The organism is Streptomyces longispororuber (assembly GCF_024448165.1).
Lineage (GTDB): Bacteria > Actinomycetota > Actinomycetes > Streptomycetales > Streptomycetaceae > Streptomyces > Streptomyces longispororuber_A.
This window is the reverse complement of the sequence record NZ_JAMOLN010000033.1, coordinates 21233-36945: the sequence shown is the minus strand read 5'-3', so window position 1 is coordinate 36945 and position 15713 is coordinate 21233. Positions and strand designations below refer to the sequence as shown.

Genomic DNA, 15713 nt, shown 5'->3' with positions numbered 1-15713 from the left:
AGCATGAGTGACAGCAGCCTGCGTCTGGTGTGGGTCTACCCCGACCTGCTGAGCACCTACGGCGACCAGGGCAACGCTCTGGTGGTGGAGCGCCGTGCCCGCCAGCGCCGCCTCCAGGTCGAGCGCTACGACGTGCGCAGCGACCAGCCGGTGCCCACGTCCGGCGACATCTACCTGATCGGCGGCGGCGAGGACCGGCCCCAGCGGCTCGCGGCGGAGCGGCTGCGCCGGGACGGCGGCCTGCAGCGCGCCGTCGGCAACGGCGCGATCGTGTTCTCCGTGTGCGCCGGGTACCAGATCCTCGGCCACGAGTTCATCAACGACCTCGGCGAGCGCGAGCCCGGCCTCGGGCTGCTCGACGTGGTCTCCACACGCGGCGAGGGCGAGCGGTGCGTCGGTGACGTACTGGCCGACATCGACCCGCAGTTGGGGCTGCCGCCGCTGACCGGGTTCGAGAACCACCAGGGCGTCACGCACCTGGGCCCGTCGGCCCGCCCGTTCGCCCGCACCCGACTCGGCAAGGGCAACGGGACGGGGGACGGCACCGAAGGCGCCTTCAACGACACGGTGTTCGGCACGTACATGCACGGGCCCGTGCTGGCGCGCAACCCGCTGATCGCCGACCTGCTGCTGAAGCTGGCGCTCGACGTGAACGCGATGCCGCCGGTGGACGACCGGTGGTACGAGGCGCTGCGCAACGAGCGGATTGCTGCTGCTACGGCGCAGCCCGCCTGAGGTCCCCCTTCGGGGCGCTCCCGCGCCCATATGAGCGGGAGTGTCCAGCTGGCGGACGGCCCTTACGGGAGGGCCCCTGTGCGCCGATAGGGTACGGGGGATCCAGCCGGACGACGTGGTCCGGTCATCGGCCCACGTTTGCAAAGGTATTCCGGGCTTATGCGTATTGGTGTCCTCACCTCCGGCGGCGACTGTCCCGGTCTCAATGCCGTGATCCGTTCAGTCGTGCACCGTGCAGTCGTCGACCACGGCGACGAGGTCATCGGCTTCCACGACGGGTGGAAGGGCCTGCTCGAGTGCGACTACCGCAAGCTGGACCTGGACGCGGTGAGCGGCATCCTCGCCCGCGGCGGAACCATCCTCGGCTCCTCGCGCGTGCAGCCCGCACATCTCCGGGACGGTGTCGAGCGGGCCAGGGGGCACGTCGCCGATCTCGGTCTCGACGCGATCATCCCGATCGGCGGTGAGGGCACGCTCAAGGCGGCCCGTCTGCTGTCCGACAACGGGCTGCCGATCGTCGGCGTCCCGAAGACGATCGACAACGACATCGCCGTCACGGACGTGACGTTCGGCTTCGACACCGCCGTGGGCGTGGCGACCGAGGCCCTCGACCGGCTGAAGACCACCGCCGAGTCCCACCAGCGCGTCCTGATCGTCGAGGTCATGGGCCGGCACACCGGCTGGATCGCGCTGCACTCGGGCATGGCCGCGGGTGCGCACGCCATCGTCGTCCCTGAGCGTCCCTTCGCCATCGAGGAGCTGGCCGCGAAGGTCGGCGAGCGGTTCGCGGCGGGCAAGAAGTTCGCGATCGTCGTCGCCGCCGAGGGCGCCAAGCCCCTTGCCGGGTCGATGGAGTTCGACGAGGGCGGCAAGGACGTCTACGGCCACGAGCGGTTCGCCGGGATCGCGCGGCAGCTCTCCATCGAGCTGGAGCAGCGGCTCGGCAAGGAGGCCCGGCCGGTGATCCTGGGTCACGTGCAGCGCGGCGGGACGCCGACGGCGTACGACCGGGTGCTCGCGACGCGGTTCGGCTGGCACGCCGTGGAGGCCGTGCACCGCGGCGAGTTCGGCCGGATGACGGCGCTGCGCGGCACCGACATCGTGATGGTGTCGCTCGCCGAGGCCGTCGAGACCCTGAAGACGGTGCCCGAGGAGCGGTACGCCGAAGCGGAGTGCGTGCTCTGACCCTCGGCACGCGTCCGACCCTCAGCACGCGTCTGACTCTCGTCACGCGGTGGAGCCCCACCACTTTTTAGTTTCTCTTTGTGGAGAACTGCCCCCGGCCGAAAGCGCGGCCGGGGGCAGTTCTACTCTGGTGGCGCACAATCCGTACGAAACGAGCAACAGGAGCCGGCGGATGGATCACAGCGGGCACGGCATGAACATGGATCTGCCGCCGTTCACGCTGGGGCGTGGCCTGGGCTGGTCGGCCGACCCCTTCTTCCTTGTCGGCTGCCTCCTCGCGCTGGCCCTGTACGGATGGGGTGTCGTGCGGCTCGCGCGGCGCGGTGACGCGTGGCCGGTGGCCCGGACGATCTCGTTCGTCGTGGGCGTGCTCAGCATCGGCCTGGTGATGTGCACCAAGCTGAACGACTACGGAATGGTCATGTTCAGCGTGCACATGGTGCAGCACATGATCATCAGCATGCTGTCGCCGATCCTGCTGCTCATGGGCGCGCCCATCACGCTGGCGCTGCGCGCGTTGCCGGTGTCGGCGCAGCGGGGCCGCAAGGGGCCGCGCGAGCTGCTCCTGATGCTGCTGCACAGCCGCTACATGCGGATCATCACGCACCCGGCGTTCACGATCCCGCTGTTCATCGCGAGCCTGTACGCGCTGTACTTCACGCCGCTGTTCGACTTCCTCATGGGATCGAAGGTCGGGCACATCGGGATGATGGTGCACTTCCTGGCCGTGGGTCTGGTGTTCTTCTGGCCCATCATGGGCGTCGACCCGGGTCCGCACCGCCCCGGCTACGTGATGCGCATGCTGGAGCTGTTCGCGGGCATGCCGTTCCACGCGTTCTTCGGCATCGCCCTGATGATGGCGAGCACCACGATGGTCGGGACGTTCGAGAACCCGCCGGCCTCCCTGGGCATCGATCCGATGGCCGACCAGACGGCGGCCGGCGGCATCGCGTGGGCGTTCAGTGAGGTGCCGTCGGTGCTGGTGCTGCTGGCCCTGCTCTTCCAGTGGAAGAAGTCGGACGACCGGCAGGCGCGCCGCAAGGACCGCGCCGCGGACCGGGACGGCGACCAGGAGCTGGCGGCTTACAACGCCTATCTGGCCTCCCTGAACGCGCGCGGACAGTAGCGCCGCCGCCCGATCACGGGTGACTATGGCCTTCTGGCCGCGGCTCGGGCGCCGCACACCGTACGCCGTCCGGCTGCCGGGAGGAGGGTGTGTGATGCCCGGATCCACGAAGACGATGGGTGCGTTCACCGTCGGCGGTCTGGTGGCCGTGACCGCCTACACGGTGGCGCTCGGGAGCAACGGCTGGCTGTGGTTCGGCTGGGTCGTGCTCGGTCTGATCACCGTGGCGATGGTGGCGTCGCGCAGCGCGTGACGCCTGCCGGGCTCAGAACCGGAAGACGTGGCCGGTCGCGGCGTCCAGGGCGCAGGCGTTCGGGAACGTCCTGTGCCAGCCGGTCATCCTGCCGCGGTGCGTGCCCGTGGCCGAGACGGTGACCGGGTTGAACTCCTTGGTGCACGTCCGCGGCTCTCCCCGCAGCTCGTCGAGGTCGCCGCCCGCCTCGTCGAGCGCGGCGCACGCCTCGGCGGCGTACGGGTGGTGGCCCGCGGGCTCGGGCTCGCAGCGCAGCAGCACCCCTCGGATCCAGGTGTTGTCGTCGCCGGACACGGTGAGGAACAGGCCGCGGGGCGGTGCGGGCTCGGTGGCGGCCTGGGCGGGGGCGGCCGCGGCGAGGGACAGGAGCGCGGCTGCGGCGACGTGGAGGGGACGCATGCGGAGGGCCTCCGGGGCTGGGACGTCAGGGTGGCAACAGCGCACCGCCCGTGTCCGGCCTTGCCAAGCGGACGCGCCGACCGGGCGCCGGACAAGGCCCGATCGGGCTCTCGCGCCGGGCCGGGCGATTGACTACTGTGCGCACGCACGCACCGGGTCCACGGACCGAGAACTTCGCATTGACTCGGTTCACAGACTTCATGGGGGAAGGCGACGGCAATGTTCTACCGACTGCTCAAGTACGTGATCCTCGGGCCGCTGCTGCGGCTGATGTTCCGGCCGCGGATCGAGGGCCTTGAGCACATCCCCGAGTCCGGCGCCGCGATCGTCGCGGGCAATCACCTGTCGTTCTCGGACCACTTCCTCATGCCGGCCATCATCAAGCGGCGGATCACGTTCCTCGCCAAGGCGGAGTACTTCACCGGTCCGGGCGTCAAGGGACGTCTGACGGCGGCCTTCTTCCGCAGCGCGGGCCAGATCCCGGTCGACCGGTCGGGCAAGGAGGCGGGGCAGGCCGCGATCCGCGAGGGGCTCGGCGTGCTGCGCAGGGGCGAGCTGCTCGGCATCTACCCGGAGGGCACCCGCTCGCACGACGGTCGCCTCTACAAGGGCAAGGTCGGGGTCGCGGCGATGACCCTGAAGGCGCAGGTGCCGGTGGTCCCGTGCGCGATGATCGGCACGTTCGAGGCGCAGCCGCCGGGTCAGAAGATCCCCAGCATGCGCCGGGTGACGATCCGGTTCGGCAAGGCGATGGACTTCTCGCGGTACGCGGGGATGGACGACGAGAAGGCGATCCTGCGGGCCGTGACGGACGAGATCATGTACGCGATCCTGGAGCTGTCCGGGCAGGAGTACGTCGACAAGTACGCGGCCCTCGTGAAGGCGGAGGCCGAGGAGGCGAAGGCGCGGCGGTTCCCCCGGATGCCGCTGAGCTGAGGCGCCGTCCGCGACCGGCGGGGTTCCGGGCTCTGCGCTGAGCAGAATCCGGTGGGCAGCGGCCGGGGACCGACGTACCGTCCGGGCATGAAGACGGCTTTGGTGATCGGTGCGGCAGGACAGATCGGGCGGGCGTCGGTGCGCGCCCTGGCGGAGGACGGCTGGGAGGTGACCGCGGCCTCGCTCGGTGGCCGGCGGGACGCGGGCTGGTCCGACGAGGTGCGCACGGCGCGGCTCGACCGGGAGGACGACGCGGCGCTCGCGACCCTGGTCGGTGACGGGGTCGACCTGGTCGTCGACATGGTGGCGTTCACCAGAGCGCACGGGCAGCAGCTCACGAAGCTCGCCGACCGGATGGGTTCGGCGGTCGTGATCTCCAGCGGCGCGGTCTACGAGGACGAGCAGGGCCGCAGTTTCGACACGCAGGGCGAGCCGGACGGCTGGCCTCGGTACCCGGGTCCGGTGGCGGAGACGCACCGGACGGTGGGGCCGGGCGACACGACGTACGGGACGCGCAAGATCCAGCTGGAACAGGACCTGCTGGCGCTGGGCGAGACGCTGCCCACGACGCTGGTGCGGGCGTCCGCGGTGCACGGGAGGTACTGCCGCACGCCGCGCGAGCTGTATTTCGTGAAGCGGAACCTGGACGGCCGCCGCACGCGCGTGCTCGCCTACAACGGCGAGAGCCGCTTCAACCCGGCGAGCGTCGCCAACCTGGCGGAGCTGGTCCGGCTGGCCGCGGCGCGACCGGGTTCGCGGGTGCTGAACGGCGCCGACCCGGACTGCCCCACCGTCGCAGAGATCGGCACGATGATCGACGCCCTGATGGGGGTGGAGACGGAGACGGTGCTCGTGGACGGGCCGCCGCCGGTCCCGACCGTCGGGGACACCCCGTGGTCGCTGCCGCACCCCTTCCTCTTCGACATGTCCGCCGCGGAGCGGGAGCTGGGGTACAAGCCGGTGACCACGTACGCCGACGCGCTGCCGGAGACGGTCGACTGGCTGGCCGGGCGGCTGCGGGAGGAGGACTGGGTGGACGGCTTCCCGAAGATGGTCGCGTCGTACACGACCGGGCTCTTCGACTACGCGGCGGAGGACGCCTGGCTCGCCGCACAGAGGTGAGCCGGGCCCGATGAGGGCCCGGCTCGTGCTCAGGGAGCGGAGGTCACGGCTTGGGCGTGGCGTGCGGAGCGCACGTCACGTCCTTGCTGTCGACCTTGCCCGTGAGCAGGTACGTGTCGACCCGGTCGTTGATGCAGGGGTTGGTCAGACCGGTGACACCGTGCGAGCCCGCGTCCTTCTCGGTGATCAGACGGGAGCCCTTGAAGCGCTTGTGCAGCTCGACGGCGCCCTCGTACGGGGTGGCGGCGTCACGCGTGGACTGCACGATGAGGACCGACGGCAGGCCCTTGCCGGTCTTCACGTCGACCGGCGTCTGCTGCTTGGTCTTCCACGTGGCGCACGGCAGGTTCATCCATGCGTTGGCCCACGTCATGAACGGGTACTTCTTGTGGAGCTCGGTGTTGTCCTTGTCCCACTTCGACCAGCTGGTGGGCCACTTGGCGTCGGCGCACTCGACCGCGGTGTAGACCGCGTTGCCGTTCTCCGAGGACGCGTTGCCCGCGGTGTCCGACATGTCGGGGGAGGCGGCGTCGACGAGCGCCTGGGTGTCGCCGGCGACGTAGTCGCTCCACACCTGGGCGGTGGGCACCCACGCGGAGTCGTAGTACGGCGCGCTCTGGAAGAAGGAGATCAGCTCGGCCGGGCCGACGACCCCGCCGATGGGGCTCTTCTTCGCGGCGGCACGCAGGGTCTCCCACTGCTGCTGGACCTTGGCACGGGTGTCACCGAGGTGGAAGGTCGCGTCGTTCTTGGCGACCCAGTCCTGCCAGTCCTTCCAGCGGCCCTCGAAGGCGATGTCCTGGTTCAGGTTGGCCTGGTACCAGATGTTGTCCTTCGCCGGGTTGACGACACTGTCCACGATCATGCGGCGGACGTGGCCCGGGAACAGCGTGCCGTAGACGGCGCCCAGGTAGGTGCCGTAGGAGACGCCCAGGTAGTTGAGCTTCTTCTCGCCGAGGGCGGCGCGGATGACGTCGAGGTCACGTGCCGTGTTCGGCGTCGTCATCTGCGGCAGCATCTCGCCGCTGCGCTCGTAGCAGCCGTCCGCGTACTCCTTGGCGAGCTTGCGCTGGGCGAGCTTGTCCGCCTCGGTGTCGGGGACCGGGTCGGCCTTGGGCGCCTTGACGAACTCCTGCGGGTCGATGCAGGAGATCGGCGCGGAGTGGCCGACGCCGCGCGGGTCGAAGCCGACGAAGTCGTACGCCTTCGAGGTCTTCGCCCACAGCGGGTTCTTCCCGGTCACCCGGGTCGGGAAGCGCATGCCGGAACCGCCGGGGCCGCCCGGGTTGTAGACGAGGGCGCCCTGGCGCTCGTCCTTGGTGCCGGTGTTGCCGATGCGGTCGACGGCGAGCTTGATCTGCTTGCCGTACGGCTTCGCGTAGTCCAGCGGCACGGTGACCCAGCCGCACTGGATGGGCTTGGCGAGGCCCCAGTCCGCGGGGCAGTCCTTCCAGTCGATGCCCGCCTTGGCCGCCTTGGCCGCGGCGACGGCCGCACCCCTGGCCTCACGGTTCTGGGTGCTGCTGCCGTTCTTCTGCGGCTCGGCGTTGGCGGCGGGGGCGGCGACCGCTCCCGCTATCAGCGCCGCCGCGGCGAACGCGCCCGCGGAACCGATCACCACCTTCCGGCTGCCGCGACTCGTCTGTCGAGTCCGTCTCAAGTGAGGCCTCCCGCACGTCGATTCGAGCGTTACTTCGATCGTGTTGACGATCGGTACGCGGATCCTGTCCTGTGGGGGGTCCCTGACAACAGAGATGACAGACGTTCTTTACCAATCCGATAAACGGTATAACTCGTCCCGGTGAGCGGTCAGGCCAGTCGGAGCAGCGCCGCGTCGAGCGTCCGGCGCAGCCGGAGCGCGTCCGGGGCGACCGCCGTGACCAGCACGGCGGGGCCCGCGAGGGGCGTGAGCGCGGCGGTCCCGGCCTCGTCGAGGACGGCGGCGGCCGGCCGGTCGGTGCCGAACTCCGGCCGGACCACGACGAGTTGTCCGAGGGCCCGGTGTCCGGCCAGTACGGCAGGGCCGTCCCAGCCGCCGGGGGCGCCGGGGCCGCAGGCGAGTTCCTGGTCGAGCAGCGGGCGTCCGGCGTGGTGGACGGTCAGCCTGCTGGTGAGCCTGCCCGGCTCCTCCCCCGTCCGGCCGAGCACCTGCTCCTCGCGCAGCACGAGGCGGGCGCCCGGGGCGAGGTCGGCACGGGTGGTGACGCGCAGCTCGCTGCCGCCCGCGGAGATCAACTGCTCGGGCAGCCAGTCGAGTCGGGCACCGTCCGCGACGGTGAGCCGGACGTCGTAGCGGGCCTCGCCCTTGGCCTGTCCGGGCAGGGCGAGGGTGGCGGCGACCGAGCCGACGTGCAGGCGGGCGCCCTCGTCGGCGTGCGCCTCGACGGTGAAGTGGTCGCCGCCGAGCGGGCCGCTCATGGCGCCGACGAGCATGACCCGGGCTTCGGCGGCGGCCACGGCGCGGGTGCGGCGGAGCGCGAACGACCCCTCGCTCTCCAGGACGGGCAGCGCGGTGCCGCCCCGGCCGTCGCCGCGGGCCGCGATCCGCGCGCTGGACCGGACGCCCGCCGGCGCTCCGGTCACCGTCACGCCGTCCACGCGGCGAGCCGCGCGCGCACCCATGCCGCGACCTCGCCGACGCCGGCCTCCGAGCGCAGCGACTGGAGCACGACCGGGAGATCGCCGCGCTGCTCCTTGGCGTCGGCGGCCATCCGGGCGAGGTCGGAGCCGACGTACGGGGCGAGGTCGGTCTTGTTGACGACGAGCAGGTCGGCGGTGGTGACGCCGGGGCCGCCCTTGCGCGGGATGTCGTCGCCGCCCGCGACGTCGATCACAAAGACCTGTGCGTCGACGAGGCCCTTGGAGAAGGTGGCGGTGAGGTTGTCGCCGCCGGACTCGACAAGGATCAGGTCGAGCGGTCCGAGGTCGTCCTCCAGGTCCTCCACCGCTTCGAGGTTGGCGGAGATGTCGTCGCGGATCGCGGTGTGCGGGCAGGCGCCGGTCTCCACGGCGGTGATCCGCTCGGGCGGCAGGACGGCTTCGCGGAGCAGGAACTCGGCGTCCTCGCGGGTGTAGATGTCGTTCGTGACGACGGCGAGGGAGAGCTGGTCGCGCAGGGCGCGGCAGAGCGCGGCGACGGTCGCGGTCTTGCCGGACCCGACGGGGCCGCCGAGGCCGATGCGCAGGGCGCGGCGGGTGCCGTCGGGGCGGTGGGCGTCGGCGGAGACGGCGGCGGGGCCGTCGTGGGAGTGGTCGAGGTGCATGGTTCTACGGCTCCAGTGTCGTTGGGGTGTGGGTGTCGCTCGGTCCTGACCGGCTCGGGCCTAGGACGCGAACAGCCGCACGGGCCAGGCGGCGTGCGCCTCCGCGCCGATCTCCAGCAGCGGCGCGGATCCGGCGGGCAGCGCGTCGACCCCGAGGTCGACGGCCCGTCTCGCCGCGTCCACGGCGTCCCGCACGACCAGGTCGACCTCGGGCGCGAGCCGCGCGAGCACGCCGGTCGCGTCGAACGGGTCGAGGCTCAGCAGGCGCACGACGGCGGTCGCGGGTCCGCTGACGCCTTCGTACGCGGAGCAGTACGCGGCGTCCTCGGGGCCGAGCCCGGCCGCGCGGGCGGCCAGGCCGAGCACGACGGGCTGGTGCGCCCCCTTGGGGAACTGCCGCGCCAGGGCGTCGAGTTCGGGGTGCGGCCAGGTGGTACGGGCGGCCCGCATCAGCTGCCGCCCGAGCTTGCGCGCGGCCACGCGCAGGGCGGCGGAAGGGGTGCGGGCGTCGGCCGCCCCGTCGAGGGCGACGGGGTCGACACCGAGCGCCGCGGCGGCGGCGAGGGCGGCCGACACGGCGCCGCTGGTGTGCAGACGGCCCCGGCAGAACTCCTCCAGGCCGGCCGCGCCGGTGATGCGCCCGGCCTTGACCGCGGCCTCCGCCCCGCCGGAGTGGGCGTGCCCTCCGGCGGGGAAGCGGCCGTCGGCCAGGACGAGCAGTGCTGCGCGCGTCATGGGACTCGTACGCCGATCAGAACAGGAAGTACCGCTGGGCGAGCGGCAGTTCGGCGGCGGGGGCGGGTTCGACGAGCTCGCCGTCGATGGTCACCGCGAACGAGTCGGGGGCGACCTCGACGCGCGGCAGTGTGTCGTTGTTGACCATGTCGGCCTTGCCGCGGCCGCGGGTCGACCGGATCGGCACGAAGGCCCGGTCGAGCCCGAGGCGGTCCGCGAGTCCGTCCTCGATCGCCGTCTCCGTCACGAAGTTGAGGGAGTTGGCGGCGGGCGCCTTCCCGTACGCACCGAACATGGGGCGCGGCAGGACGGGCTGCGGGGTGGGGATCGAGGCGTTGGCGTCGCCCATCTGCGCGTACGCGATCTGCCCGCCCTTGAGGACGACCTGCGGTTTCACGCCGAAGAACTTCGGATCCCACAGCACCAGGTCGGCGAGCTTGCCGGTCTCGACGGAGCCGACCTCGTGCTCGATGCCCTGGGCGATCGCCGCGTTGATCGTGTACTTGGCGACGTAGCGGCGGGCCCGGGCGTTGTCGGCGCGGACGTCGCCCGGCAGGAGGCCGCGGCGGCGCTTCATCACGTGGGCGGTCTGCCAGGTCCGCATGATGACCTCGCCGATCCGGCCCATGGCCTGGGAGTCCGACGACATGATCGAGATGGCGCCCATGTCGTGCAGGATGTCCTCGGCCGCGATGGTGGTGGGCCGGATGCGGGACTCGGCGAAGGCGAGGTCCTCGGGGACGGCGGGGTTGAGGTGGTGGCAGACCATCAGCATGTCGAGGTGCTCCTCGACGGTGTTGACGGTGTGCGGCCGGGTCGGGTTGGTGGAGCTGGGCAGCATGTTGGGCAGCTGCACGGCGGTGATCATGTCGGGGGCGTGGCCGCCGCCCGCGCCCTCGACGTGGAAGGCGTGCAAGGTGCGGCCGCCGACGGCGTCGAAGGTGTCCTGGACGAAGCCGGCCTCGTTCAGCGTGTCGGTGTGCACGGCCAGCTGGGCGCCGGACTCCTCGCACACGTCGAGGCAGGCGGAGATCACGGCGGGGGTGGCGCCCCAGTCCTCGTGGATCTTGAATCCGCAGACGCCCGCGCGCAGTTGGTCGCGCATGGACGGCTTCGACATGGTGTTGCCCTTGCCGAGGAAGCCGATGTTGACGGGGCTGTTCTCCATCGCCGCGAACATCCGGGCGAGGTGCCAGGAGCCGGGGGTGATGGTGGTCGCCTTGGTGCCCTCGGCGGGGCCCGTGCCGCCGCCCACCAGGGTGGTCACGCCGGAGGCGAGCGCCTCGTCGACGATGGTCGGCGAGATGAAGTGGATGTGGGTGTCGATGCCGCCCGCGGTGAGGATCTTCCCGTTGCCCGCGAGGACCTCGGTCTCCGGTCCGATGACGAGGTCGGGGTGGACGCCGTCCATGGTGTCGGGGTTGCCGGCCTTGCCGATGCCGGTGATCCGGCCGTCGCGGATGCCGACGTCGGCCTTGACGACGCCCCAGTGGTCGAGGATCAGGGCACCGGTGATGACGGTGTCCGGGGTGCCCTCGGCGCGCGTGGCGCGGGACTGGCCCATGGACTCGCGGATGACCTTGCCACCGCCGAACACGGCCTCGTCGCCGGAGAGTCCGGGGCCGCCGGAGCGGTCCTCCTCGATCTCGACGAGCAGGTCGGTGTCGGCGAGCCGGACGCGGTCGCCGGTGGTGGGGCCGAACAGGTCGGCGTAGACGGCGCGGGACAGCTCAGGCATCGAGGGCACCTCCGGTCTCGCCGCGCAGGCCGACGACGACGCGGTTGCCCGCGAGGGGGACGAGTTCGACGTCGACGGGGATGCCGGGTTCGAAGCGGACGGCGGTGCCCGCGGCGATGTTGAGCCGGCGGCCGCGGGCGGCGGCACGGTCGAGGTCGAGGCCGGGGTTGGCCTCGGCGAAGTGGTAGTGGGAGCCGACCTGGATGGGGCGGTCGGCGGCGTTGAGCACCGTCATACGTATGACGTCGCGGCCCTCGTTGTACACGACCGGGTCGTCGGCGAAGAGGATCTCTCCGGGAATCATGCTGTCGCTCCCCCGTCAGACGATCGGCTCGTGGACGGTGACGAGCTTGGTGCCGTCCGGGAAGGTCGCCTCGACCTGGACGTCGTGGATCATCTCGGGGATGCCCTCCATGACGTCGTCGCGGGTGAGCACCTTGCGTCCGGAGGCCATGAGTTCGGCGACGGTGCGGCCGTCGCGCGCGCCTTCGAGGATGTGCGTGGTGAGCAGCGCGATCGCCTCGGGGTGGTTGAGCCGAAGACCCCGGGCCCGGCGCTTCTCGGCCACGTCGGCGGCCACATGGATGAGCAGTCTCTCCTGCTCGTGCGGGGTCAGTTGCACGGTCCCACCTCACAGTCCTTCGACCCGGGCCGTGCGGGGCCCGGCTGCCGCGGCCACCGCGACGGATATAGATGTAACACACAACGAGTGCACATGATCTTGTGCACCCCGGCTACAAAAACCCCTGATGGCGTGGGGCGCAGGGTAGTTGGGCGGAGTTTCAACGACGTTAACCGATGCTTGACCGCTGCATTGCCGTGCGCTGACCCGATCAAGACCCGGCAGGATCCCCCATGCTCATCAGGCCACGCAGTCCGACCTGGAGCGTCTCGACCGGGAGTTCCCCGAAGAGCGCCTGCTGGGCCGCGAATCCCTGGACGGCCGCGATCATCGTGCGGGCGACCGCGTCCGGGTCCAGGTCGGCGCGCATCATCCCGGCCTCCTGGTACCCCTTCACGATCTCGACCCAGGCGTCCCGGACCTTGGCGTACCCCTCGTGGAGCACGGTCGCGAGCCTCTCGTTGCGCAGCGTCTCGGTCCACACCTGCACCATCAGACGGGGGAAGTAGGAGACCCCGTCGACCTGGAGCACCGGTCTCGACCGGAGCATCTGGCCGAGCACCGTCCCCACGAGTTCGTGCGGCGGCGGGGGCGACGGCTCCTTGCCGACGGCCTCGAACGCCGCCCTGACGTCATCGAGCACCTCCGTGACGATGGCCTGGATCAGCTCGTCCTTGCCGCGGAAGTACCGGTAGACCGCACCCGCGGACAGGTCCACCTCCTTGAGGACGTCCTGCATCGAGGTGGCGTGGAAGCCGTTCCGGGCGAAGCGGAGCGCGGCGCCGTCCATGATCTGGCGGCGGCGGGCGTCGAGGTGCTGCTGCGATACGCGGGCCATGGTCCTCAAAATAAAACGAACATTCCTTCTTGACAAGATTCCGCGACAGCGTGACAGTGAGGCCATTCCACAAAACGAACGATCCTTCTTTTTAGCTCCTCGGAGGACCCCATGTCCGCCCCGCCCGCCACTCCCCGCACCCCGGCCGCACCCCGGCACGGCCGCAACATGCTGGTCGTGGCGCTGCTCGTCCCGCTGCTGTCGGCGCTGGCCCTCTGGGCCTTCGCCTGGCCCGCCGCCCGGACGGCGCCGCGCGACCTGCCGCTCGGCGTCGCGGGACCCGCCTCCGCCGCCGCGCCCGTGGAGCGCCAACTGCGTGCGAAGGAAGGGGCGTTCGAGCTCCACCGGTACGCGGACGAGGCGGCCGCGCGGGCCGCGATCGAGGACCGGACCGTATACGGAGCGGTGGTGGCCGGACCCGGCGGACCGACGCTGCTGACGGCGTCGGCGGCGGGTCCGGTCGTGGCGCAGCTGCTGCAGCAGGCCGTGACGGCGCAGGCGCCGGACGCGGTGCAGGTGCGGACGGTGGACGTCGTGCCGGCGCCGGCCGCGGATCCCCGGGGCGCCGTGCTGGGTTCGAGCGCGCTGCCGCTGGCGATCGCGGGCATCGCGGGCGGTTCGATCGTCACGCTGCTGCGGCTGCGCGGGGTGCGGGCGGTGGGCGCGCTGCTCGCCGCGTCCGCGGTGGTCGGCGTCGTGGTGGCCGCCCTGGCACACAGCTGGCTCGGGGCACTGACCGGCGACTGGTGGGCGGAGGCCGGGGTCCTCGGCCTCACGTCGCTCGCCGTGGGAGCGACGGTCGCCGGACTCGCGGCGCTGCTCGGCCCGGCGGGCATCGGCGTGGGCGCGCTCCTGATGGTGCTCCTCGGCAACCCGTTCTCCGGGATGGCCTCCGCTCCCCAGTTGCTGCCCGAACCGGTCGGATTCCTCGGCCAGTTGCTGCCGCCCGGCGCCGGGGGCTCACTGCTGCGCTCGGTCGCCTACTTCGACGGGGCGCGGGCCGCGGCACCCGCGCTGACCCTCGCCGTCTGGGTGGCACTCGGCCTCACGGCCGTCCTGCTCGGTGGCCTGCGCGGGCGCCGGACGCGCCCCGAGCCCGCCCGCGCGCCGGAGCGGACCCCGCAGCCCGTGGGCTGACGACTCCCGCGCCCGGACCGACCGTGCACCCCCGCTGTAGCGGACGGGGGTGCACGGTCTTTTGCGTGCTTCCGCGTGAAAAACCGGGTGAGGGACCGTCAGCGGACCTCGGGGCCGCGGTGCTCGGCGGCGATGCCGAACCGCTGCCGTTCGCCCGGAGCGGACGTCAGGCCGCCGATCCTGGACACGGAACTGATCACCGGCTCCTCGACCGTCTCGCCCGCAGACTCCCCGAGCGACTCCAGTCGTTCCAGGTCAGCGGCCGAGACGAGGGCGACGAGGGGCTTGCCGTGCCGGGTGACGACCACGCGCTCGCCGCCGTACACCACGCGATTGATCAATTCGGCGAGCTCAGCCCTGGCTTGCGTCACCGGAATCTCATAGGCCATGCTCGCCATCGTACGTCATGTACGTCCTGTACATTTTTTACAGGGACGGCTTCCCGGTCAGCCCGGGCACCGTCATGAGCACTGGAGGCGCGAGCACCATGACCCGTCCGTCCGGCCGTTACGTCCTGCCCGAGTTCACCGAGCGCACCTCGTCGGGGCAGCGCACCCTCGATCCGTACTCGAAGCTGCTGGAGGAGCGGATCGTCTTCCTCGGCACCCCGATCGACGACACGTCGGCCAACGACGTGATGGCGCAGTTCATGCACCTCGAGTACCTGGCGCCCGACCAGGACATCTCGCTGTACATCAACTCCCCCGGCGGCTCGTTCAGTGCGATGACGGCGATCTACGACACGATGCAGTACGTCAGCTGCGAGGTGGAGACGACGTGTCTGGGGCAGGCCGCCTCGGTCTCCGCGGTGCTGCTCGCGGCGGGCGCGCCGGGCAAGCGGATGATGCTGCCCGGGTCGCGGGTGGTGCTCGACCAGCCCGCGCTGCCGGAGCCGGCGCAGGGGCAGCCGACCGATCTGGAGATCTACGCGCGCGAGATGGTGCGCATGCGCGAGCAGTTGGAGGAGCTGCTCGCCCGGCACTCCGCCAGGTCCCGGGCGCAGATCAGCGACGACATCGAGCGGGACACGGTGCTGACCGCCCAGCAGGCCCTGGAGTACGGCCTGGTGGACCACGTCCTGCAGAACCGCAAGACGTCGGCGAGCGCGCCGGGCACGAGGTGAGACGCCGATGTACCCACCTGAACCGCCTCCCCTGCCCGCACTGACCCGCGCCGAGTGCGAGCTCGTGGACAGCTATCTGGCCGTGGTCGATCTGATCGCGCGAATCAATCCGGCGCGGGGCGACGACACCTACCGGGGCCTGCGGGCCGCGCAGGCGCTCGTCAGCCGGGCGACGGCCCTGCGGGACGCCCTGACGCTGATGCACCAGCGCGGCGAGCACCAGGTGCACGCGACAACCCTCGCACGGGCTTTGCGCGTCCTTGACGGAGAGAGGCGGACACAGAGGGTCACTTTGCCGCCAGAAGTGGTCAGTTGAGGTCCGCGAGAGTCGAGGTGTGCTCGCGCGACGACCGAACTGTCTGCGCCGGGATCGAAACGGCCCAGATGGTGTACCCCCGAACGGCGTAGACGTTCATCCTCCATGAAGCCCGCCGGAGTTGCGTCACGGCTGTACTCGACCACCGGAATTTGATGTTCCGCCGCTGGTACGAGCGTCGTCGG

General features: G+C 71.3%; 19 protein-coding genes. 9 read left to right on the top strand and 10 right to left on the bottom strand.

The window, feature by feature from the left end; all coding sequences use genetic code 11:
* The first annotated feature begins 3 nt into the window (after positions 1–3).
* From M4J07_RS12400 to M4J07_RS12385, 4 genes are all read left to right on the top strand, one after another.
* Positions 4–735 carry a type 1 glutamine amidotransferase gene (locus M4J07_RS12400; RefSeq protein ID WP_255970991.1) on the top strand — a complete coding sequence of 244 codons (732 nt, stop codon included), beginning with the start codon at positions 4–6 and terminating at the stop codon, positions 733–735.
* A 159-nt stretch (positions 736–894) separates the two neighbouring features.
* On the top strand, positions 895–1920 hold the full coding sequence (locus M4J07_RS12395; RefSeq protein WP_255970989.1) for a 6-phosphofructokinase: 1026 nt from the start codon (positions 895–897) through the stop codon (positions 1918–1920).
* A gap of 172 nt (positions 1921–2092) precedes the next feature.
* On the top strand, positions 2093–3046 hold the full coding sequence (locus M4J07_RS12390) for a cytochrome c oxidase assembly protein (RefSeq protein WP_255970987.1): 954 nt from the start codon (positions 2093–2095) through the stop codon (positions 3044–3046).
* Positions 3047–3140: 94 nt separating this feature from the next.
* The gene (locus M4J07_RS12385) at positions 3141–3299 is read left to right on the top strand and encodes a hypothetical protein (protein ID WP_188340237.1); all 159 of its coding nucleotides are present in this window, start codon (positions 3141–3143) and stop codon (positions 3297–3299) included.
* Positions 3300–3311: 12 nt separating this feature from the next.
* On the opposite strand, the gene M4J07_RS12380 is transcribed toward M4J07_RS12385, so the two are convergent.
* Positions 3312–3698 (bottom strand): SSI family serine proteinase inhibitor, encoded by a 387-nt coding sequence (locus tag M4J07_RS12380; RefSeq protein ID WP_255970981.1) that lies wholly within the window; start codon positions 3696–3698, stop codon positions 3312–3314.
* Positions 3699–3917: 219 nt separating this feature from the next.
* Between M4J07_RS12380 and M4J07_RS12375 the strand changes: the two genes are divergently transcribed.
* Positions 3918–4634 carry a lysophospholipid acyltransferase family protein gene (locus M4J07_RS12375; protein ID WP_255970979.1) on the top strand — a complete coding sequence of 239 codons (717 nt, stop codon included), beginning with the start codon at positions 3918–3920 and terminating at the stop codon, positions 4632–4634.
* An 87-nt stretch (positions 4635–4721) separates the two neighbouring features.
* Complete coding sequence (locus M4J07_RS12370) at positions 4722–5756, top strand: NAD-dependent epimerase/dehydratase family protein (protein ID WP_255970978.1); 1035 nt, start codon at positions 4722–4724, stop codon at positions 5754–5756.
* Between the two features lie 43 nt (positions 5757–5799).
* Here M4J07_RS12370 and M4J07_RS12365 read toward each other — a convergent pair whose 3' ends face one another.
* The 8 genes from M4J07_RS12365 to M4J07_RS12330 all read right to left on the bottom strand — a co-directional run bounded on the left by M4J07_RS12365 (position 5800) and on the right by M4J07_RS12330 (position 12952).
* Positions 5800–7377, bottom strand: a complete 1578-nt coding sequence (locus M4J07_RS12365; protein ID WP_255970976.1) for an alpha/beta hydrolase — start codon at positions 7375–7377, stop codon at positions 5800–5802.
* A gap of 188 nt (positions 7378–7565) precedes the next feature.
* Positions 7566–8378, bottom strand: coding sequence for an urease accessory protein UreD (locus M4J07_RS12360; RefSeq protein ID WP_255970974.1), 813 nt, complete (start codon positions 8376–8378; stop codon positions 7566–7568).
* Positions 8342–9019: an urease accessory protein UreG gene (gene ureG / locus M4J07_RS12355; RefSeq protein ID WP_255970972.1), complete on the bottom strand. Its 678-nt coding sequence runs from the start codon at positions 9017–9019 to the stop codon at positions 8342–8344. The genes M4J07_RS12360 and ureG overlap by 37 nt, the downstream gene beginning before the upstream one ends.
* A gap of 60 nt (positions 9020–9079) precedes the next feature.
* Positions 9080–9754 carry an urease accessory protein UreF gene (locus M4J07_RS12350; protein WP_255970970.1) on the bottom strand — a complete coding sequence of 225 codons (675 nt, stop codon included), beginning with the start codon at positions 9752–9754 and terminating at the stop codon, positions 9080–9082.
* 16 nt (positions 9755–9770) lie between these two features.
* A complete protein-coding gene (locus M4J07_RS12345; protein WP_255970968.1) occupies positions 9771–11492 on the bottom strand; it encodes an urease subunit alpha in 1722 nt (573 codons plus the stop codon).
* A complete protein-coding gene (locus M4J07_RS12340; RefSeq protein ID WP_255970967.1) occupies positions 11485–11796 on the bottom strand; it encodes an urease subunit beta in 312 nt (103 codons plus the stop codon). Before M4J07_RS12340 ends, M4J07_RS12345 begins: the two co-directional genes overlap by 8 nt.
* Before the next feature lie 15 nt (positions 11797–11811).
* Positions 11812–12114, bottom strand: a complete 303-nt coding sequence (locus M4J07_RS12335) for an urease subunit gamma (RefSeq protein WP_255970965.1) — start codon at positions 12112–12114, stop codon at positions 11812–11814.
* A 211-nt stretch (positions 12115–12325) separates the two neighbouring features.
* Positions 12326–12952: a TetR/AcrR family transcriptional regulator gene (locus M4J07_RS12330; protein ID WP_255970963.1), complete on the bottom strand. Its 627-nt coding sequence runs from the start codon at positions 12950–12952 to the stop codon at positions 12326–12328.
* A 111-nt stretch (positions 12953–13063) separates the two neighbouring features.
* Here M4J07_RS12330 and M4J07_RS12325 point away from each other — a divergent pair, with 111 nt between their 5' ends.
* Positions 13064–14089, top strand: coding sequence for an ABC transporter permease (locus M4J07_RS12325; RefSeq protein WP_255970961.1), 1026 nt, complete (start codon positions 13064–13066; stop codon positions 14087–14089).
* Between the two features lie 98 nt (positions 14090–14187).
* Here the strand turns inward: M4J07_RS12325 and M4J07_RS12320 are convergent, their stop codons facing one another.
* A complete protein-coding gene (locus tag M4J07_RS12320; RefSeq protein WP_255970959.1) occupies positions 14188–14478 on the bottom strand; it encodes a type II toxin-antitoxin system Phd/YefM family antitoxin in 291 nt (96 codons plus the stop codon).
* 98 nt (positions 14479–14576) lie between these two features.
* Here M4J07_RS12320 and M4J07_RS12315 point away from each other — a divergent pair, with 98 nt between their 5' ends.
* Together M4J07_RS12315 and M4J07_RS12310 are read left to right on the top strand one after the other, a co-directional pair.
* Complete coding sequence (locus tag M4J07_RS12315; protein WP_255970957.1) at positions 14577–15212, top strand: ATP-dependent Clp protease proteolytic subunit; 636 nt, start codon at positions 14577–14579, stop codon at positions 15210–15212.
* Positions 15213–15219: 7 nt separating this feature from the next.
* Complete coding sequence (locus M4J07_RS12310; RefSeq protein ID WP_255970955.1) at positions 15220–15528, top strand: hypothetical protein; 309 nt, start codon at positions 15220–15222, stop codon at positions 15526–15528.
* The last annotated feature ends 185 nt before the right edge of the window (positions 15529–15713 follow it).